Here is a 19739-nt window from a genome sequence, read left to right on the forward strand (position 1 = left end):
GTCACGGGCGCGCTTCCCGTCATGGGTGCGCCTCACCCACCGGGTTCACGCACCGGCCAGCAGCGCCTCCAGCGCCCGGGCCGTCTCCGGATGGCGTCCGAGCAGTTCCGCGCCCGAGGGGCCGGGGTCCGTCGTCCGCCACGTCCCTTCGCAGCCCAGCAGTTCCGCCACCGCGTCGCACGTCGCGGGGTGTTCGGCCAGCAGCGCGGAGCCCCGGCCGCCCCCCGCGGACCGGGTCGGCCGCGCGGCCGGTTCCGGCTGTGCCAGCCACGGCGGTACCCACTCGTCCAGTGCCGCGAGCCTGCCGGGGAAGGTCCGGCCGGCCTCCCGGATCAGCAGGGGTGCCAGCTCGAAACCCGACCGCAGGGTGGTGATCAGGGTCGGCAGCCACGGCAGCAGCACCGGGTCCGGCAGCCGGGCGAACGCGTTCGACACCGCTTCCACGACGAAGTCGGTGAGGCTCGGCACCGGGCCCAGCGCGTGCAGGAAGCCGCTGAGGTAGCGGGGGTAGGAGGGAACCGCCAGCGGGTTGCCCAGCAGCTCGTCGCACCTCGCCCGCAGGTCCGCACGGGAGAGGTTCCCGAGGTGGACCTGGGCCGCCCACAGCAGCGCCGTCCTCGACGATTCCTCGGGGTGGGACTGGGCGACCGCCAGTTCCAGCTGCGCCCGGTCGCAGCCCAGCGACAGCGCCAGGCCCTCCATGCTGAACAGGAAGCCCAGCATCGCCGCCACCTGGCGGACGGTGGCGTCCTCGTCGGTGAACGCCGTCGGCAGCAGGGTGCAGTAGTGCGCGTAACCGGCCTTGACGAAGGACTCGATCCAGGACGGCAGCACCGGCTCGCTGGTTCGGTAGTACGCCAGCAGCCGCCGCACCCGGCGCAGCACCTCCGGTGCCCCGTCGACGCTGCGCTCGGCCGCCAGGACCTCCAGCGCGTGGGTGCCCAGTTCGTCCGCGAGACGGCGGCTGCGCAGGTACAGCGTCGCGTCCTCGACGGCCTCCAGGACGGTCGCCGCGGTGGCCTGCCGGTCGTACGCCCTGCGGCGCAGCCGCTGTTCGAGGACCTGCTCGATGCTGACGCCCTCGTAGCCGAGCTCGATGAGTGCCCGCTGGTGGGTGCCGAGGGACAGGTCCCACGACTCCTGGATCGACCGCTCCCCCAGTTTCCGCTCGCCCATGATCGGCCGGACGGCCTGCTGCGGCATCAGTCTGCGCAGCATCCACAGCACGTCGGAGCAGCGTTCCAGCTCCGGTCGGCCGGCTATGTCCAGCAGGGCCCGCTGCACCCCCGACTGCTGGAGTTTCAGGTTCAGGGGCGCGAGCCGGTCGTGGACGTCGCGGGCCAGGGGCGGCAGTGCGTCGTAGCCGACCTGTCCGACGCGGTCACCGCCCATCATGATCTCCACGAGCCGGCGCACGTCGCGCCGGCCCGGCACGGTGTCCTTCTCGATGCAGGTGACGGCCGCGTCCTGGAAGTCGTACGGCGTGGGCCTGGCCCGGTCGCGCATCCCGGCCAGCAGGATCGACGACTCGAACACCGCGATGGCGTCGGCCGTGGAGGACAGGTAGCCGTTGCGGCGCGCGGCGCGCACGATCTCCACCGACCAGCCGAGCAGTTCGGCCTCGTCCAGCCGGTCCAGGACGGGCGGCTGCCGCAGGAAGCCGGTGAGCTTGTCCGAGGGCGGAAGCGCCGGTACGGGGGCCGGCGCGGCCGCGGTCTTCTTGGCTCTCGACTTCTTCGTCCCCGCCTGTCCCTCCAGGCGGTAGGGCTGCACACGGGTCCGCTTGAGGTTCTTCGCCCAGACGGTCGCGGCGATCGACACCGAGCCCGCGGCGAGGCCGAACTGCGCCTCGATCGCCGCGTGGCTGGACGGGATCAGGCCGTGCTGCCACTTGGTGGCGCTGCGCGGGGAGATCTCGAAGGTGTCGGTGCCGTGGACGCCGAACTCCGCGACGCGGCTGGCCGCGTGGAACGCCCCGCAGACGTAGAGGCAGTCCTCGGGGTCGGTGCCGGTCGCGGCCAGGTGCTCGCGCATCCTGGTCCACATGTAGCGTTCGCGGTCCTCGTCGACCCGTACCCGGTGGGGGTCGCCGGGGGCCAGGCGCCGGAAGAGGCTTCCGATCAGGAGCATCACCTGGCGGTAGGTGTCGTGGTCGCTGTCGCCGAGGGGCAGCTCGACGTACTGGTGCCACCACTCCGACCAGTGCCGCACCTTGCCGTGGCGCAGCAGGTGTTCCTCCAGCTCCGCGAAGCGGGGGCGCAGGTCGCCGATCTCCACGCCGACCGCGTCGCCGTGCAGTGCGGCCTCCTCCTCGGCGGGCGGCGCGTCCGGGTCGGCGGCCCCGTCGTTGTGCGCCCCGCGCGCGTCCCACTGGAAGACGTGGTCCGAGGAACGGTCGACGAGGACGAGTTCGACGCCGGGGGTGTCGAGCGCGTAGGCGATCGCCTGGTACTCGGCCGACGCCTCGGTGATCGGGGCGACCACCGACAGCGGGGACCAGTCGGCGGGGAAGCCGTCGACCTCGGAGGCGAACGCCTGGACCGCCACCGGGAGCTTGCAGTTGCGCAGCTCGGTCAGCAGCGGCGCCATGTCCTCGCACAGCTCCAGGTACACGACCTTGGGCTGCTTCTGGCGCAGTCGGCGTGCCATCGCCGTCGCCGACGCGGGCGAGTGGTGGCAGACGGGGAAGATCTCCAGCGGCTCGCGCACCGCGTGGTCGACGTCGTCGACGATGCCGAGGAGGATGCCCTCCAGGGCGTCGGGGCCGTCGGCGAACTCCGCGGCGGCCTCCTGCAGTTGCGCGCGCAGTCCTTCGAAGGTCCCCTCGTGCGCGCCGCTCATGACAGGGTGGCGATCGCGTCGCGGCCGCCCTCCAGGAACTCCGGCCAGGAGCCGCCCTCCTCCTTGCTGCGCGGCTCGACGACGCCGTGCAGGTACTTGTTGAGTATGGCCAGATCCTCGGGCTCGCGCCGGGCCAGGGAGCCGACGAGCGAGGACGCCAGTGTGCGCGCGGTCAGGGTGGTCTCTCCGAAGAAGTTGCTGTGCAGGACCGCGTCCTCCAGCACGCCGATCTGTTCGGCCGTGGACAGCGCGGACTCCAGCTTCTCGTCGTCGCTGCCGGCCGCGGCCGCGGAGGCCCGCAGGTCGGCGAAGCTCTGCAGCAGCACGTCGAGCAGGGTCGGCGGCACGTCCAGGTCGATCTGGTGGCGGCGCAGCAGTTCCTCGGTGCGGAAGCGGACGATCTCGACCTCGCTCTTCTTGTTCGTCACCACCGGGATGCGGACGAAGTTGAAGCGGCGCTTGAGCGCCGAGGACAGGTCGTTGACGCCCCGGTCGCGGCTGTTGGCGGTGGCGATGATGGAGAAGCCGGGCTTGGCGAAGACGATGCTGTCGCTGTCCAGTTCGGGAACCGAGATGTACTTCTCGGACAGGATCGAGATCAGCGCGTCCTGGACGTCGCTGGTGGAGCGGGTGAGCTCCTCGAACCGGCCGATCGCACCGGCCTCCATCGCCGTCATGATCGGCGAGGGGATCATCGACTCGCGGGACTGGCCCTTGGCGATGACCATCGACACGTTCCAGGAGTACTTGATGTGGTCCTCGGTGGTGCCGGCCGTGCCCTGCACCACCAGGGTGGAGTTTCGGCAGATCGCGGCGGACAGCAGCTCGGCCAGCCAGCTCTTGCCGGTGCCGGGGTCACCGATGAGCAGCAGGCCGCGGTCGGAGGCCAGGGTGACGATCGAGCGCTCGACGAAACTGCGGTCGCCGTACCACTTCTGCGAGATCTCCCGGTCCAGACCGTCGGAACGCTCGGAACCGAGGATGAACAGGCGGACCATCTTCGGGGACAGGCGCCAGGAGAAGGGCTTGGGGTTGTCGTCGATGGACTCCAGCCACTCCAGTTCCTCGGCGTACTTGATCTCGGCGGGGGCGCGCAACAGGTCGGACATTTTCGGGGCCTTTCTAAGCGAGGAACGTCTTGAGCTCGTGGACGAGCTTGCGGATGTGACCGGAGAGCACCGGTGCGCCGAGGTCCTTGAAGCGCTCGCGGAACCACGGGTTGACACTGCCGCGGCCGGAGCTGGTGACCGATCCGACCGGGATGAACTTGGCTCCCGAGCGGTGGATGGCGGCCATGCTCTCGAACAGCGGCTCGGAACGCCATTCGTAGAAGTCGGAGATCCACACCACGACGGTGTTGCGGGGCTCGGCGATCTTCGGCTGGGCCAGTGCCATGGCGACCGTGCCGTCGGTGCCGCCCCCGAGGTTGGTGCGCAGCAGGGTCTCGAAGGGGTCGTGCACCCAGGGCGTGAGGTCGAGTGCCTGGGTGTCGTACGCGATCAGGTGGACGTCCACCTTCGGCAGTCCGGCGAAGATCGAGGCCAGGATGGTGCAGTTCACCATCGAGTCGACCATCGAGCCCGACTGGTCCACGACGACGATCAGCCGCTGGGGTGTCGTCTTGCGGACGGTGTGCCGGTAGTAGAGGCGGTCGACGTACAGCCGCTCCTCCTCCGGGCTCCAGTTGGTGAGGTTCTTCCAGATCGTGCGGTCGAGGTCGAGGTTGCGGAACACCCGCTTGGGCGGGACGGAGCGGTCCAGGGCACCGACCGTGGCCTTCTCCACCTGGGTGCGGAGCACTTCGGCGACCTCGTCGACGAAGCGGCGGATCAGTGCCTTGGCGTTGGCCAGGGCCACGCCCGAGAGGTTGTCCTTGTCCCGCAGCAGCTGCTCGATCAGCGACATGCTCGGGGTCAGTTGCGCGGCGAGCTGGGGATCGGCCAGTACTTCGCGCAGGTGCATCCGTTTGACGAGGTCGGCCTCGATGGCGCCGAGTTCGGGGCCGATCGCCGGAATCAGTCGGCTGAGGTCGGGGCTCGTGCCCCGGCCGCCGGTGCCGGTCGGGCTGACGCCCCGGCCCGCCGCCGCTCCCCCGGCCCGGCCGCCGCGCAGCTCGCCGGGCTTGCAGCCGAGCGCGCGTTCCAACCAGCCGGCGTCGGACTGCCAGCGTGCCAGTTGTCCGGCGGTGACCGTGCCGGAGCCGGAGGCGAAGACGTTGAGCAGGACCTTCGAGACCAGTGCCGCGCGCCGCACCTCGGCGGCCCGGTCGCGTGCGGTGTCGTCGTCCTCGTCGGGGTCGGGTGCCATCAGGCCGTCGAACTCGGCGGCCAGTTCCGGGTGGCGCTGCACGATGGAGTCGACGGATGCCTGCGGGTCCAGCAGTGCGGTCGGCAGGCCGATGTCCTCGACGACGCCGAGGCTGGCGGATTCCAGGGCGGCCTGCTCCTCGGGGTCGAAGAGGCGGGCGAGGAGTCGCCAGTACAGGACCTGGCGGCGGTTGTCGTGGGGGTCGGGCCCGGGATTCGGCGGGGTCGGGTGCCCGGCGGGCCGGCCGGTCGTCTGGTCCGTCATTTCCGCAGCAGCTTTCCGGCGCGCTCCCGCAGCACGGCGACGGCGTCGGTGGCGGCCTTCTCCGCCTTGACACCGGCCTTGTCGGTGGTGCCCCCGGCCCATTCCCCGGCGTGGATCGCGACCGTCTTCTTCCGTACGGTCCTCTCGACGGCCAGGGGCTGGACGCGGTGGGCCCCGGCGTCCCAGCGGAGCAGTCCGATGCACGCCCCGGATGCCGCGACGGCCTCGGGAGTCAGCGGTCCGGCGGCCGGAACGCGGTCGGCGTCGACGGCGAGCGGGTGTCCGGCGACGGTGAACGTCAGTGTGTCGTCGTCCTGCTGGACGGTGTAGCCCTCCAGGAACACCGGGACCGCGATGCGTGCCGGGTGCCGGTCCAGGGGGGCGGTCGCCGCGTCGGTGGCGGTGGGCAGGGCGACCCGGGCGGTGACGAACGCGTCGGCGGGCTCGCCGGAACGGGCGTGGGCGTCGTCCCAGATCAGGTCGTTCTCGCAGGTGATCGGCATGTCGGTGAGTTCCATGGCGCGGCCCTCGCCGACGGCGGCCAGGAGCGACATGTGGGGGCGCAGCAGTTGCCAGAGGCCGGCGCCGACGACCGTGTCGGGCTTGGGCGCCGACACACCGGCGCGCACCAGGCGGGGCGCGGAGCCGTCCGCGGGCTCGAACACCGCGTGGACCTGGGCCTGTACGGCGGTCGCGTGTTCGTGCACGTCGATGCCGAGGGGCAGGAGACGGCCGGTGACCGTGCCGGTCGGGGGGACGTGGGCGGCGCCGGGCAGTGTCAGCAGCATCGCGCGTGACCAGAGGTCGGCCCAGCGGCGTGCCGGTACGCGTTCCATCGAGGCGCCGGGGCAGGACGCGGCGAGTTCGGCGGCGAAGCCGTCGAGGAGCGTCGCCAGGCGGCGCAGCGCCGGGTCCGGGAGCATCGCGGAGACGACCTGCGCCGCTCCGGAGACCACTTCGTGGTCGATGCCCTGCCAGCCGGAGCGGGCCAGGTCGGACAGCCAGGAGCGGGCGGCGGCGAGGAGGTTCGCCGCCTGCTGCTCGCCGGGCCCGGTGGTGGCCTGCTCGCCGTCGGGGCGGCCGACCGCTTCCCGTATGCGGGCCGTCAGCGCGTCGTGGACGGAGCCGAGCAGTGCGGTGCGGGCGGCGGCGAGGGCGACGAAGTGGTCCTCGTCCGCGGCTCCGCCCGCCGCCTTCTCCGCGGCCTCGGCGACCCGGTCCGCCAGCGGCGTGCCCGCGAGGGCTTCGGCGAACTCGGCCAGGTCCGCGGCCCGGTCGGGCCGGGGGCGGAGCAGTCCGGCGACCAGTGCCCGGTCGAAGGCGTCGACGGCCGACAGCGCCTCGTCGAGCCCGGCGACGGGTTCGTGGAGCAGGTCGGTGCGCATCACGCCACCGCCCCGGTCGGCGGGAACCACTGCATCTCCGGCAACGGGGCGGTGGTCGGGGCGAGTTCCAGGTAGGCGAGGTGGCGCAGGAACCGGCTGAAGACGGGCGCCGCGGCCGCGGTGTCCCCCTGCGGCGGGCGGGTACCGGTCATCTGGGCGGTGATGACCGGTGCGCTCGACGCGCCCTCCGCGATGTCGACCTTCAGATAGCGGGCGACGCGCTCGGCCCCGTACTGCAGCACCGCCTCGCCGATGAGGGCCTGGATGTGTTTGCAGAACGATCCCCGCGCACCGCCGCAGGGCCGGTTGTTGTTGGTGCTGCAGGCGAAGGCGTAGGTGCCGACCGCGACCGACGAGACGTAGACCCGTCCGATGTCCGAGCCGCTGGACACCACTCCTTGCAGGCGCCCGTCGGCCAGTTCGACGAACGGTACTTTGGCGAGCTTCCGCGGCCGTGCGGGTGCCGTCACCCGCGCCGTGCTCGACCTCTCCCAATCCGACAACGCACCACTCCTATGCAACAAAAAGGGGACGTCCTCGCCACACCGGCTGGACACGAACCGAACATACCTGCGCCCACTGACAACGCCCCGAACACGGCGGGACTGCTCAGGATGTGGGCGAGGAGGTCCCTTCTGCGGACCGGGTGTTGTCGGTGGTGCGGACGGTTCCTGTGGTGCGGACGGTGCGGAGTGCGTGCCGTGGGATGTGCGCCGTGGAGTGAGCGGCGCGGCGGTCCCCGTGCCGGTGCCCTGCCGCGCGGTCACGGACGTGGCCGGACCGCGCGGCAGGGCACCGGGTCTCGTCAGGGGGTGGGGTTCGGGCCCTGCGCGGCCATGACCTCCCCGTACAAGGGCAGCGGGTGGTACGGGAGGATGTGGAGCAGGTCGTACTGGGGGCACGGCGCCTTGATGCACTGCTTGGGCGACGGCACGCAGATCTGGCCGGCGGGCGCCACGACGGCGGCGCACGGGTTCACCTGCGGCACGAGGGGCCCCTCGTCCGCGAGTGCCGGGCCCGCCGGGGTGAGGGACAGGGCGGTGAGAGCGGCCACCGTGGCGGCACGCAGCAAGTTCTCGATCACAACCAGCAGAGATAGCCCCACTCCCGGGTGACGCCGCACCACCGTCGAGGACAATCACCCGTACGTGTCATGGAGTTCACTCCATGAACGTTCGTTCCCCACCATGTTCCGGTCCGGACACGATCCCCTTGTGCCGTGCCCCGGCAGATCCCGCCGTCGCGGGAGAGCGGTGTGCCGACCGGGCCGAGGACGGAGCGGGGCACCCCGGCGCAAGGGCCATGGCCTGCCGGAACGCGCCGTCTGACAGAATGGGCTCAGAGAACACGGGCGACGCGCGTCAGGAAACCGGTGTGAATCCGGTACGGTCCCGCCACTGTGACCGGGCTGCAACGGCCCGGAAGCCAGATACTGGCCGCGCCGCCTTCCCAGACGACCCAGGGGACGAGGACATCCCCCGGAAAGGGCCGGCCATGCCACGGATCCGCCGTGTACCGCTCGTACTCATACCCCTGCTCCTGCTGCCGCTCACCGGCTGCGGCTCCGGCACCGGCGACGAGGACGGGGCGGGGGCCGCACCGGCCGCCGACGGCTTCCCCTACACGGTCACCAACTGCGGTGTGAAAACGACCTTCGACGCCCCGCCGGAGCGGGTCGTCACCATGAACCAGCACGTCACCGAGATCATGCTGGCCCTCGGGCTCCGGGACCGGCTGGTCGGGACGGCCTACCTGGACGACAGCGTCCTGCCGGAGTACCGGTCCGCGTACGACCGGACCAAGGTGCTCGCGAAGGAATACCCCTCCAAGGAAGTGCTGCTCGGCGCCAATCCCGACTTCGTCTACGGCGGGTACGACAGCGCCTTCGACAAGGCCAGGGGCCAGGACCGGGCGGAGCTCCGGAAGAACGGCATCAACACCCGGCTGAACATCGAGAGCTGCGCCGAGGGCGGGGTCGGCCTCGATCAGCTCGCCACCGAGATCACCCAGGTCGCCAGGACCTTCGGCGTACCGGAGCGCGGCAGCAAGCTGATCGCCCGGGAACGGCGGGGGATCGCGGCGGTCGAGGCGGGCCTCAAGGGCGCCTCGCCCCGCTCGGTGTTCGTGTACGACTCCGGCGACAGCTCCGCGTTCACGGCGGGCGGCAAGGGCATCGGCAACGAGATCGTCGAGCTCGCCGGTGGCAGGAACGTCTTCGCGGACCTCGACGCCACCTTCGGCGACGTGTCCTGGGAACAGGTCATCAAGCGCAGGCCCGAGGTGGTCGTGATCTACGACTACGGAGGCACCACGGTCGCGGCCAAGAAGAAGCGGCTGCTGAACGATCCGGCGCTCGCGGACGTGCCGGCGATCAGGAACAAGAAGTTCGCGGTGCTCCCGCTGTCCTCGGCCGTGCTCGGGGTCCGGGTCGCCGACGCCGTGCAGGACCTGGCCGGGCAGCTGCACCCCGGCACCCCGTGAGCGCGGGGTCCGCCCGCCCCGGCCCGAAGTCCGCCCTGCGCTCGGCCCCCGTCGTGATCGGCGTCCTCACGGTGCTGCTGCTCGCGGCGGCGGTGGCCGGTCTGGCGCTCGGTCCGGTACGGATTCCGCCGGGCGAGGTGCTGAGTACGGTCCTGGGCGGTGAACGCACCGGTGCGTACCCGACGATCGTGTGGGAGGTGCGGCTGCCCAGGGTGCTGCTCGGGGCCGTCGTCGGCGCCGGGCTGGCCCTGTCGGGCGCGGTGCTCCAGGCGCTGGTGCGCAACCCGTTGGCCGATCCGTTCCTGCTGGGCGCCTCGTCCGGGGCGTCGGCGGGCGCCGCCTCGGTCGTCGTGCTGGGGGTCGGCGCCGGGGTGGCCACCGATGTGGCGCTGCCCGTCGCGGCGTTCGCCGGGTCCATGGCCGCGCTGGTCGCGGTCTACGCGATGGCCCGGCGCGGCGGCACCATGACGACGGGCCGGCTGGTCCTGTCCGGGGTGGCGGTCCAGTACGTGCTGTCCGCGTTCACCAGCCTGATCCTGGTGCTGTCCTCCCGGGCCGAGCACGTGCGGGCGATCCTGTTCTGGACCCTGGGCGGTCTGGGCGGTGCCCGCTGGGACCAACTGGTGCTGCCCGCCGTGGTCCTGGGCGTCGGGTCCGTGCTCCTGATCGGGCTGGCCCGTCCGCTGGACCTGCTGCTGACCGGCGAGGAGGGGGCCCGCAGTCTCGGACTGGACCCCGGACGCTTCCGGGGCTGTGCCTTCGTGCTGGTCTCGCTGATCGTCGGCGTGCTGGTCGCCTACAGCGGGGCGATCGGCTTCGTCGGCCTGATGGTTCCGCACGCCGCCCGGCTGGTCGTCGGCGCGTCCCATCGCAGGCTGCTGCCGGTGACCGCGCTCGGCGGGGCCGTCTTCCTGCTGCTGGCCGATCTGCTGGCGCGGACCGTGGCGGCCCCCGAGGAGATTCCCGCCGGGGTGGTCACCGCCCTGGTCGGCGGGCCGTTCTTCCTCTGGCTGCTGCGCCGCTCCAGCCGCACCGAAGGGATCACCGGATGAGCCCGGCACCGCCCCCGACGGCACTCGTCGCCGACGGGATCGGCTACGAGGTGGCCGGCCGCACCCTGCTCGACGCGGTCGCGCTGGACGCCGCCCCCGGCGAGACGGTCGGCCTGGTCGGACCGAACGGCAGCGGCAAGACCACCTTCCTGCGTTGTGTGTACGGCGCCCTGCGCCCTGCGACGGGCCGGATCCTGCTGGACGGGGTGGACGCGGCGGCCCTCGGCGTGAAGGAACGGGCCCGCCGCGTCGCCGTCGTGCCGCAGGACAGCCCCGGCACCTTCGGCCTGACCGTGCGCCAGGTCGTGGCGATGGGCCGGAGCCCGCACAAACGGTTCTGGGAGCAGGACGACGCCGACGACGCCCGCCGCATCGACCGGGCGCTCCGGCGCGTCGGCGCGGCGCCCCTGGCCGACCGGCGGTTCGAGGAACTGTCCGGCGGGGAACGGCAACGGGCCCTGATCGCCCGTGCCCTGGTCCAGGAACCGGGGCTGCTGGCGCTCGACGAGCCCACGAACCATCTGGACATCCGCTACCAGTTGGAGATCCTCGGCCTGGTGCGGACGCTGGGCACCACCAACCTGCTGGTGCTGCACGACCTCAACCTGGCCGCTTCGTACTGCGACCGGCTGTTCGTCCTCGGCGCCGGGCGGCTGGTGGCGTCCGGCACCCCGCACGAGGTGCTGACGGAGGACCTGCTGGCCGAGGTCTACGGGATACGGACCCGGATCGGCGTCCATCCGGTCACCGGCTCCCCCAACGTCGTCTACCTCCCGCCGTCATGAGCGACGGCGACTCCCCCGTCTGGACGCCCTTGCCGCACGGTCCGCGCTGGCAGGTCACCGAGGGCGAACCGCCCGCGAGCGAAGCGGGGCGGTGGCTGGCAGCCGACCGACTGGCCGATCCGGCGGGCGAGGAGCTGTCCACGCTGCTGGAGCGCGAGCGCACCGGCAGCGGCCACCGCACCGGCCATGCGACCGCGCTGACCCTGATGGCGGTGTACGCGGGCTGGGTCACCGCCGCCGCCGTGCTCCATTGGGCGCTGCACGACGAGGTCCCGGACATGCGCTCCGGCAATGTCCTGGTGCGCCCCGCCGCGCACGGGATCGGCGGAGTCCGGGTGCGCAGGGCCCGGCTGCTGGTGCCCCGGGCCGGGGAGGACTCCGTACGGCTGTTGCACCGCACCGTACTCGACGGGCATCTGCTGCCCGTCGCCGATGCGCTGCGCCGTCGTACCCGTGCCGGGGCCAGGCAGCTGGGCGGAGGAATCGCGCATGGCTGCGCCACGGCGCTGTGCGCGTACGGCGCCGAGGTGGATCTGCTGGCCGCCCGCTGGCGGCAGTTCGTGGACACCGCGCCCGGCGGGCTCGCGGCGCTGGGCGAGATCGCACGGGTCCGGCGAGCGCCGGACGGCCCGGAGCGGCTGGTCTATCTGCGCAACACCTGCTGTCTGTACTACACGAGCGCGGAGGCGGTGCGCTGTGCGAGCTGTTGTCTGACAAGCCGTGAGGAGCGACTGCGCGCGTACGCGGGGCCGAAGTAGTACCGAACGGCTCCGGGGGGGGCACGGGCGCCGATGCCGGCGGGAACGGCGCGATCCCGGCGGACGGCCTCGGCCCTGATCCGTTCGGTGGGCCGGGCGGCCGGGGCGGGACCGACTGCGCGAGGGCCGGACCCAACGGCTCGGCGCAACCGGCCGGTTGTCCGGAGCGACCCGGCGGACAGCCGCCGCGCGGTCCGGCAAGGTCCGGCGCGACGGCCCATGGCCGACTGGGCCATGGGCGGTGCCCACGCCGCCCTCACGGACGGCGTTCGCCGCGAAGGCGGGGTCCACGGGACCCGGACCCGGATCGGCGTCCGTCCGGTCGCCGGCTCCCCCGACGTCGTCCGCCTCCCACCGTCGTGAGCGACGGCGACTCCCCCGTCTGGACATCCCTGCCGCACGGTTCYCGRGAACCGTGCGGCAGGGGTCCGCGGCCTCTCCGGAATGCCCCGGGACGGTCCGGGCCGTCGGCGCGGCGGGAGTCAACCGGACTCGGCGGCCTCGGTTCCGGCATCGGTGTCGGGTTCGCCGGAGGGCACGGGGCGGCTGATCGTGCAGACCAGGGCGTCGTCCCGGACGTCGGCGACGACGGTGTCGCCCGGCTCCGCCTCACCGCTCAGCAGCAGGGACGCGATGCGGTTGTCGAGCTCGGTCTGGATGGTGCGGCGCAGCGGACGGGCCCCGAACTCCGGCTGGTGGCCGTGCGCGACGAGGAGGGTCTTCGCCGCCTCGGTGATGTCCAGCTCCAGCCCCTGGGCGCGGACGCGGCGCCTGCTGCCGTCCAGCATGAGGTCGACGATCCGGCCGAGGTCGTCCTTGCCCAGGCCGTGGAAGATGATCGTCTCGTCGACGCGGTTGAGGAACTCCGGCGGGAAGTGGCCCCGCAGATCGCCCATGAGGTCGTCCCGGATCTCGGAGACGTCCCCCTTGTGGGCGAGGATGCGCTGAGCCCCGATGTTGGAGGTCATGATGACGACGGTGTTGCGGAAGTCCACCGTCCGCCCCTGCGCGTCGGTGAGGCGTCCGTCGTCGAGGACCTGGAGCAGCGCGTTGAAGATGTCGGGGTGGGCCTTCTCCACCTCGTCGAAGAGGAGCACGCTGTACGGCTGGCGGCGCACCTTCTCCGTGAGCTGGCCGGCCTCCTCGTGGCCCACGTATCCGGGAGGCGCGCCGACGAGCCGCGAGATGGTGTGCTTCTCCTGGAACTCGCTCATGTCGAAGCGGACCATGCGGTTCTCGTCGCCGAACAGCAGATCCGCCAGCGCCTTGGCGAGTTCGGTCTTGCCCACGCCGGTGGGGCCGAGGAAGAGGAAGGAGCCGACCGGGCGCTTCGGGTCGCCCATGCCCGCGCGGTTGCGGCGCACCGCCTCCGCGATCGCGGTGACCGCCTCGTCCTGGCCGACCACGCGGGAGTGCAGCGCGTCCTCCAGCTTGAGCAGCTTCTCCTTCTCGCTGGTGGTGAGCTGTGCGACCGGGATGCCGGTACGGCGGGAGACGACATCGGCGATGTCGGCGGTGGTGACGTCCATGACGCCCTCGCGCCGTTCCTCGATGCCGGCGAGTTCGGCCTCGGTCTCGGCGATCTCGTCCTTCAGCCCGGACGCCTTCTCGAAGTCCTCGGCCGCCACCGCCTCGTCCTTCTCCCGCCTCAGTTCGGCGAGCCGGTCCTCGCGGGAGACGACCTCGGTGGACTTGCCGAGCGACCGCAGCCGCACCCTGGCGCCCGCCTGGTCCATGAGGTCGATGGCCTTGTCCGGCAGGAAGCGGTCGCTGATGTAGCGGTCGGAGAGCTCGGCCGCCGCCACCAGCGCGTCGTCGGCGAAACGGACCTGGTGGTGGGCCTCGTAGGAGTCCCGCAGGCCCTCCAGGATCTGGATGGTCTCGTCGACCGTCGGCTCGGGCACCATGACGGGCTGGAAGCGGCGCTCCAGGGCGGCGTCCTTCTCCACGTACTTGCGGTACTCGTCGATGGTCGTCGCGCCGATGACGTGCAGTTCGCCCCGGGACAGGGCGGGCTTGAGGATGTTGCCCGCGTCCATCGCGCCCTCGCCGGACGCCCCCGCGCCGACCACCGTGTGCAGTTCGTCGATGAACAGGATCGTCGAGTCCGAGGCTGCCTTGACCTCGTCGATGACGTTCTTCAGCCGCTCCTCGAACTGGCCCCGGTACTGGGCTCCGGCCACCAGGCCGGAGAGGTCGAGGGTGATCACCCGCTTGTCCTTGAGCGTTCTGGGGACGTCCCCGGACACGATGCGCTGGGCGATGCCCTCGACGATCGCGGTCTTGCCGACACCGGGCTCGCCGATGAGCACCGGGTTGTTCTTCGATCGCCGCGAGAGGACCTCCACGGTCTGCTCGATCTCGTCGGCCCGGCCGACCACGGGGTCGAGCTTCCCGGCCTTCGCCGCCTCGGTCAGGTCCCGTCCGTACTCGTCGAGCGTGGGGGTGTCGCTGGTGCCGGTCGCCGGGGTGCCCTCGGCCCTCGCCGCGCTGTCCGCCTCGCGCCGCAGCCGGTCGGTGTCCGCGCCGTAGGCGCCGAGCAGTCTGGCCGCGCCGGACTCCCGGGTGTCCAGGAGCGCGCCGAGGATGTGCTCGGGCCCGATGTAGGAGACCCCGGCCGCCTGCGAGCGCTCGTACGCCTGGAGCAGCACGCGCTTGGCGGCGGGCGTCAGGCTCGGTTCCGCGGACGGTGTGGCGCTCTCCCCGGGCAGGACGTCCTCGATCTGTTTGGCCAGTTGCTCGGGGTCGGCCCCGGCCCGTGCGAGCAGGGTGCGTGCCGGTTCCACCTGGGTGGCGGCCCACAGCAGGTGCTCGGTGTCCAGGTCCCGGCTGCCGTCGCCGGTCGCGCGCGTGGTCGCGCGGCCTATCAGCTCGCGGGCCGACTCCGTCAGCAGCCGCCCGATGGGCACCCGCTGCACCTGAGGGGGCGAGGAGGCGGGAGACATCCCGAAGAAGCGGTTGAGCAGTTCGGAGAACGGGTCCGGGCCGCCGAAGGAGCCGAAGGAGGACATGGTCATGATCACCGTCCGGTGTGTGCGGGGCGGGGAGAGGGCGCGAGGGGTCGCCGGCCCGGACCCCCGTGCGCCGGGTCCGGGGCCCATCGGTCGTCGAGGTCTCCTCGCGGCCCCCATGGGCAGGTGTTTTCACTAGACCAACGCGGACGGGGTCCCGCAACGGCGGGGAGGACCGCCCGCCGTCCCCGGTCGGTGTTCGTCACGGCGTCATGGACGTTCCGGCCGGGTGGCGGACCGGCCGGGAGACCGCCGATCGGGTGATGTACGGCCGGTCTTTCGGCCACCCGTGCCGCCCCCGTGCCGCCCCTCGCGTGCCCGGGACCGCCCGTCGCCTCGCCGGGCTCCGGGAGCCCGCCAAGACTTGGGGCCATGAGCGACAGCGAAAAGTCGGAGGACCTGCACGGCGGCCCCGGTCACCTCGTGCTGCTGGCGGTGGTCTTCGCCGTGCCCGTCCTCAAACTGGCCTGGACGCTGGGCAGCGGCGGCGCGGCGAGCGAGGCGCTCGTCGCCATGGAACCGGCCAACTGGCCCAACGTCCTGATCGGCATGCTCCTCAACAACGCGCTGCTCACCACGGTGCTCTCCGTCGTGGTCTCGCGCATCACGTACGCCTACTTCGCCGCCCGGAGCAGCGCCCGCGTACGGTCCGACGCCTCGCTCCTGCGCCCGTTGCTGTCGGCCGCCGTCGTCCCGGTCACCTTCACGCTGGTCGTCGGGGCGTTCCACGGGCTGTGGTGGGGGGTCGCCACCGGCCTCGCCTCGTACGCGCTGCGCCTCGGGGTGATCGCCGAGTACCGCACCGGCCGCCGCGAGCGCGGCAGCGGGCGCCGTGTCGGAACCGCTCCCTCCGGCTGGCGCGAACGTGCCGCGGACGCCGGGTGGGCGTTCGCCATGCTGCTGGCCGTGGGGGTGCTCCCGGTGCTCGCCCTGGCCGGGGCGCTGGACGGCCGGTCCTGGACCAGCGTCGTGGAGTGCGACATCGACACCGGGCACGGGAGCGAGCGGGCGCGTCTGGTGGAGCTGGGCCGTCAGGGCAACGGTGTCGTCGGCTGGGACATCGAGGCCGACGAGGTGGTCAACGGTCTCGACTGCGGGGCCTCGGAGAGCGACGTGGTCCGTGCCCCGTGGTGGCGCTCCTGAGGGGGTGCGCCAGACCTTCGTCCGGCCGCCGTCCGGGGGAGCCCCTTCGCGGTTTCCGTGCCCGAGGGGGTGTGTCCGGCGCGTCCCGAAGCACGCGCCACCGGCGGTCGAAGCCATGAAGAACGTACGGTTTCGGACAGTCGAACGACGGTCCCGGCGCCTTGCGAGGGGGCGGCCGCCGACCGTGCGCCGGCGCTGTCGCGGCGCGGCCCCGGGAGCCCGCACCCGGTGTCCGCGGGGTGGGCCGTACGCACTGCCGGTACGGCCCCGCACCGGCCGGACCCGGTCGGTCGCCGACCGGTGCGGGGCCGTCGGCCGGCCCCAGCCGGGCCCTCCCGTCCGCCCTGCCGCGGCCCTCAGCTTTGGCGCATTCCATTTCCGGATTTCTACGTGCTTGTCGGTGCGGTACGCCACGCTGGACCCATACCGCCCAACACCGGCTTGGAGGCCAGTAGTGGACGCCCAGGACCTCGCGCAGCTCGCCGACAAGGAGTTCGAGCAGATGCTCACCTCGAACATCCACCCGCCCACCCGTGACGCGACGACGTGGGAGGCGATCACCCACCCCGACAATCTGCCGCGGGCCCGGAAGATCCTCACCCACGTCCACGAGCGGACCGCGAGTGTCCTGCGCCGCCGCAAGACCGAGCGGGAGGAGTTCCACGCCCAGTGCCTCGCCCGGGGCGAGGTCGGCAAGCGCGAATGGTTCGCGACGCGCGCCGAGTTCGAGTCGCTGCGCCGCCGCACCGCCAACTTCCACCAGCGGGTCCAGCGGGCCATCTCCGAACTGGGCGAGGAGCAACGGAACGTGAACCGCGCGCAGAGCCACAGCTCGGGCCAGCAGAGCCGGGAGACGCTCCGCGAACTGGCGCTGGCCGTCCAGCGCCACCAGGCGGCCCACGCCCGTGACGGCGGCGGTGCCGAGCAGACGGACCACGAACTGTGGCGGCACCTCGACCGGCTGACCGTGCCCACGGGTCCCGCCCAGGAACCGACGACCCTGCGCACGATGCTCGACATCTACTGGACCGACGTGCGGCCGGCCGCCGGACCGTCCGCGCACCGGCCCCAGGAGCGGCACACCGCCTCCGACGCCCCGTCCCCGGGCTGCCCCGGTGTCCCGCAGGCCCGTCGCGCGCCCGCCCCGGACGGCCTCGCGACGTAGCGGGCCCTCCCCGCGCGGGGGTCGTGGCCGTTCTCAGCGGTGCGTCACCCTCCCGTCACCCCGTCGAGACGCTCGCGCACCAGGTCGGCGTGGCCGATGTGGCGCGCGTACTCGGAGATCATGTGCAGGTGGATCATGCGCAGCGAGTACTCCTCGCCCGCGTGGGCGAAGGTGTCGTCCAGCGAGGCACCGGCAACGATCTCGTCCGACAGCCGCCACTCCTCGACGAGGCGGGCGTGGTCCTCGGCGGCGCGGGCCGGGTCGAGGTCCTCGAAGTCCGCGTCCTTGCCCTTCTCCGGGGCGTACATCGGATCGAACGTCCGGCCGGCGAACCGCTCCCGGAACCAGGTGCGTTCGACCTTCGCCATGTGGCGGATCAGACCCAGGAGCGTGAGGTTGGACGGCTCGACGGTCTGTTGGGCGAGTTGTTCCCCGGTCAGCCCCGCGCACTTGTGCAGGAGGGTGCCGCGGAACCACGCGAGATAGCCCGTGAGCATCTCCCGCTCATCGGCCACGAGCGAGCCGGACTCGCGTGTCACTTCGGGGGCTGTCCATGTCATCGCACGATGATGCCCCGCGCGCGGTGGAGCGGGCCAGGGATTTCACCCGCCGTCGCCGTCCTCGGCCGTCCAGGTGCTCGTGGTGGAGCTGGTGATGGAGGTGACCGCGCCGAGCACCAGGAACAGGGCGAGCAGCGCCTTGCCCGCGCTGCTCATGATGAGCGGCCGGGTGGCGAAACGCGCCTGCTGCGGCGGTACGGAGAGGTCGTCGTCGCCGAAGAAGCCCTTGGGGTACGCCGGGGTGAGCATCAGGAAGTACGCGTGGAAGCGCATCGTGTAGCGGAGCACGGCGGCCGTGGCCTCGAAGAGGGGGCGCGGCATGCGGCCCAGGATCAGGGTGATCAGCCACCACACGACCCCCACCGCCCACCAGCCGGACGCGGCGAGGCCCTGCACGATCGCCGCCGGGATCATCAGGATCAGGCGGAAGAGGACGGCCAGCCGGTTGAGCGTGGTGGGGACGACCTCGATGCGGGCCGGGTAGTCCGGTGCCGGGCCGAGGGTGAAGGGCGGGTAGCGGTCCACGAGCAGCAGGCTGCTCGCCCCGACCCGTACCTGGTAGCCGAGGTATCCGGCGAGGAAGCGGAAGAACGGTCCGGGCAGCCGCCCCAGGAACAGCGCGGCGAACCAGCCGAGAATCACCGTCACCACGGCGGCGATGTGCAGGAAGAACAGCACGACGAAGTGCGGGATCAGGAGCAGCAGTCGCACCAGGACGGTGAGTCGGCGCTGGCGCGGCGGCTCGATGACGTCCAGCACGGGCAGCTGTTCCTCGGCGGTCCATGGCCTGGGGCGCGGACTCCACTGGGCGTCAGCCATGTCGCTCCTCGTCGGGGGGTGGTCCGTACGCCATCGGCACACACGACGTCACCCCACGCTGGGGCGGACGGGGAGGTCCCGCAATCGGTCATGGGCCGATCGGGTGCCCCTGCCGGGCCCGGGGGCGTTCCGGTGCGGGTGGGGCGAGGAGAAGCCCCGGCCGGATCGGGGGAATCCAGCCGGGGCGGCTTTTCGTGGGCGCGATACGCGACATCCACATATAGGTGAACGATAAACCACCACGCTCCGTTCCCGGAAACCCGCCCCCGCACTGTGACTCACGGCACTGGGCGCGGGATCCGGCGGAGCGGCTCAGCCGGCGGCGGGCGCCTCGGTGCCGTAGCGGCGGCGGAAGCGCTCGACACGGCCGGCCGTGTCCGGTACCCGGCCGCCCCCGGTCCAGAACGGGTGGCTCGCCGACGAGGTCTCCACGTCGATCACCGGGTAGCTCCGGCCGTCCTCCCAGGTCACCCGCTCGTCCGCGGTCGCGGTCGTACGGATCAGGAAGGCGGCTCCCGCGGCCCGGTCGCGGAAGACCACCGGACGGGAGACGGGGTGGATGCGGGACTTCATGCTCGTTGCCTCCTCAGGCTGCTGCGGGAGCGCCACCCCCGTGGGGCGGCGCGGGACGGGACGACGCGGAACGGCGAGGACGGCCCTCGGGTCAGCGCTCCTCCCGGAACGGCACGTGCCGCCCCGCGACGGGGTCGAACTTGCGCAGGACCAGCCGGTCGGGATCGTTCCGGCGACTCTTGCGGGTCACATAGCTCCACCCCGTTCCGGCCGTCGACCGGAGCGTCACTACGGGACGGGTCTCATTGCGGGCCATGGGCACCTCCGGGCTCCTTCTCCACCGAACCCCCTCCCCTCATGGGAATGGGTTTCGTTTTCGTTCTGGTGTCGTAACGCGGCACCCCCCGGTCGCATTCCCGCCCGTGCGACCCGACCGGAGACGAGACGGAACCTTGCGCTCCGTAGTCGCGGACGCGCGGTTCGCGACCGCACGGAGCAGCCCCCTTCGCATTCGCCACGTTCCGCTCCGGCGCACGAACCGCAGGAAGGCGCGCGGGCGCGCAACCGTCCGCACACTCCGGATCACTTGCGCCAACGTCCGCCGCCAGCAAAGCCGTTCGACGGATCGACGCATCGCGCAGCCTGTGACATATGC

At 72.2% G+C, this 19739-nt stretch carries 17 protein-coding genes and 1 riboswitch; of the genes, 6 read left to right on the forward strand and 11 right to left on the reverse strand.

The genetic code is table 11. The features are described from left to right. Nucleotides 1-45 precede the first annotated feature (45 nt). From EAO76_RS12315 to EAO76_RS12340, 6 genes are all read right to left on the reverse strand, one after another. A complete protein-coding gene (locus EAO76_RS12315; RefSeq protein WP_148835967.1) occupies nucleotides 46-2841 on the reverse strand; it encodes a DUF5682 family protein in 2796 nt (931 codons plus the stop codon). Then, nucleotides 2838-3950: an AAA family ATPase gene (locus tag EAO76_RS12320; RefSeq protein WP_148835968.1), complete on the reverse strand. Its 1113-nt coding sequence runs from the start codon at nucleotides 3948-3950 to the stop codon at nucleotides 2838-2840. Before EAO76_RS12320 ends, EAO76_RS12315 begins: the two co-directional genes overlap by 4 nt. Nucleotides 3951-3963: 13 nt before the next feature. Next, nucleotides 3964-5412, reverse strand: a complete 1449-nt coding sequence (locus tag EAO76_RS12325; protein WP_148835969.1) for a VWA domain-containing protein — start codon at nucleotides 5410-5412, stop codon at nucleotides 3964-3966. Further along, a complete protein-coding gene (locus EAO76_RS12330; protein ID WP_148835970.1) occupies nucleotides 5409-6827 on the reverse strand; it encodes a hypothetical protein in 1419 nt (472 codons plus the stop codon). The genes EAO76_RS12325 and EAO76_RS12330 overlap by 4 nt, the downstream gene beginning before the upstream one ends. Further along, complete coding sequence (locus EAO76_RS12335; RefSeq protein ID WP_148835971.1) at nucleotides 6797-7300, reverse strand: hypothetical protein; 504 nt, start codon at nucleotides 7298-7300, stop codon at nucleotides 6797-6799. Before EAO76_RS12335 ends, EAO76_RS12330 begins: the two co-directional genes overlap by 31 nt. 302 nt (nucleotides 7301-7602) lie before the next feature. Continuing rightward, on the reverse strand, nucleotides 7603-7881 hold the full coding sequence (locus EAO76_RS12340) for a hypothetical protein (protein WP_148835972.1): 279 nt from the start codon (nucleotides 7879-7881) through the stop codon (nucleotides 7603-7605). Between the two features lie 248 nt (nucleotides 7882-8129). Next, nucleotides 8130-8253, forward strand: a riboswitch (cobalamin riboswitch). 38 nt (nucleotides 8254-8291) lie between these two features. Here EAO76_RS12340 and EAO76_RS12345 point away from each other — a divergent pair. From EAO76_RS12345 to EAO76_RS12360, 4 genes are read left to right on the forward strand one after another with little or no spacing between them, the layout of a single operon-like run. After that, on the forward strand, nucleotides 8292-9278 hold the full coding sequence (locus EAO76_RS12345; protein WP_148835973.1) for an ABC transporter substrate-binding protein: 987 nt from the start codon (nucleotides 8292-8294) through the stop codon (nucleotides 9276-9278). Next, the gene (locus EAO76_RS12350) at nucleotides 9275-10330 is read left to right on the forward strand and encodes an iron ABC transporter permease (RefSeq protein ID WP_262375414.1); all 1056 of its coding nucleotides are present in this window, start codon (nucleotides 9275-9277) and stop codon (nucleotides 10328-10330) included. The genes EAO76_RS12345 and EAO76_RS12350 overlap by 4 nt, the downstream gene beginning before the upstream one ends. Continuing rightward, entirely contained in the window at nucleotides 10327-11115 is a 789-nt protein-coding gene (locus EAO76_RS12355) for an ABC transporter ATP-binding protein (RefSeq protein ID WP_148835974.1), read from the forward strand. The genes EAO76_RS12350 and EAO76_RS12355 overlap by 4 nt, the downstream gene beginning before the upstream one ends. Then, complete coding sequence (locus tag EAO76_RS12360; RefSeq protein ID WP_148835975.1) at nucleotides 11112-11873, forward strand: (2Fe-2S)-binding protein; 762 nt, start codon at nucleotides 11112-11114, stop codon at nucleotides 11871-11873. The genes EAO76_RS12355 and EAO76_RS12360 overlap by 4 nt, the downstream gene beginning before the upstream one ends. A 482-nt stretch (nucleotides 11874-12355) precedes the next feature. Here EAO76_RS12360 and EAO76_RS12365 read toward each other — a convergent pair whose 3' ends face one another. After that, nucleotides 12356-14890, reverse strand: a complete 2535-nt coding sequence (locus tag EAO76_RS12365) for an ATP-dependent Clp protease ATP-binding subunit (RefSeq protein WP_148836172.1) — start codon at nucleotides 14888-14890, stop codon at nucleotides 12356-12358. A 366-nt stretch (nucleotides 14891-15256) separates the two neighbouring features. Between EAO76_RS12365 and EAO76_RS12370 the strand changes: the two genes are divergently transcribed. Together EAO76_RS12370 and EAO76_RS12375 are read left to right on the forward strand one after the other, a co-directional pair. Continuing rightward, the gene (locus tag EAO76_RS12370; RefSeq protein ID WP_148835976.1) at nucleotides 15257-16027 is read left to right on the forward strand and encodes a hypothetical protein; all 771 of its coding nucleotides are present in this window, start codon (nucleotides 15257-15259) and stop codon (nucleotides 16025-16027) included. A gap of 454 nt (nucleotides 16028-16481) precedes the next feature. Then, nucleotides 16482-17192, forward strand: coding sequence for a hypothetical protein (locus EAO76_RS12375; protein WP_148835977.1), 711 nt, complete (start codon nucleotides 16482-16484; stop codon nucleotides 17190-17192). A 44-nt stretch (nucleotides 17193-17236) separates the two neighbouring features. Here EAO76_RS12375 and EAO76_RS12380 read toward each other — a convergent pair whose 3' ends face one another. The 4 genes from EAO76_RS12380 to rpmG all read right to left on the reverse strand — a co-directional run bounded on the left by EAO76_RS12380 (nucleotide 17237) and on the right by rpmG (nucleotide 19400). After that, nucleotides 17237-17752, reverse strand: coding sequence for a DinB family protein (locus EAO76_RS12380; protein WP_148835978.1), 516 nt, complete (start codon nucleotides 17750-17752; stop codon nucleotides 17237-17239). A 42-nt stretch (nucleotides 17753-17794) separates the two neighbouring features. Then, complete coding sequence (locus EAO76_RS12385) at nucleotides 17795-18571, reverse strand: DUF4389 domain-containing protein (protein ID WP_148835979.1); 777 nt, start codon at nucleotides 18569-18571, stop codon at nucleotides 17795-17797. Between the two features lie 312 nt (nucleotides 18572-18883). Then, nucleotides 18884-19144 carry a type B 50S ribosomal protein L31 gene (locus EAO76_RS12390; RefSeq protein WP_148835980.1) on the reverse strand — a complete coding sequence of 87 codons (261 nt, stop codon included), beginning with the start codon at nucleotides 19142-19144 and terminating at the stop codon, nucleotides 18884-18886. Between the two features lie 91 nt (nucleotides 19145-19235). After that, nucleotides 19236-19400 carry a 50S ribosomal protein L33 gene (gene rpmG, locus EAO76_RS12395; RefSeq protein WP_148835981.1) on the reverse strand — a complete coding sequence of 55 codons (165 nt, stop codon included), beginning with the start codon at nucleotides 19398-19400 and terminating at the stop codon, nucleotides 19236-19238. Nucleotides 19401-19739: the final 339 nt, after the last annotated feature.

The sequence above is a fragment of the Streptomyces sp. sk2.1 genome (genome assembly GCF_008120935.1).
Lineage (GTDB): Bacteria > Actinomycetota > Actinomycetes > Streptomycetales > Streptomycetaceae > Streptomyces.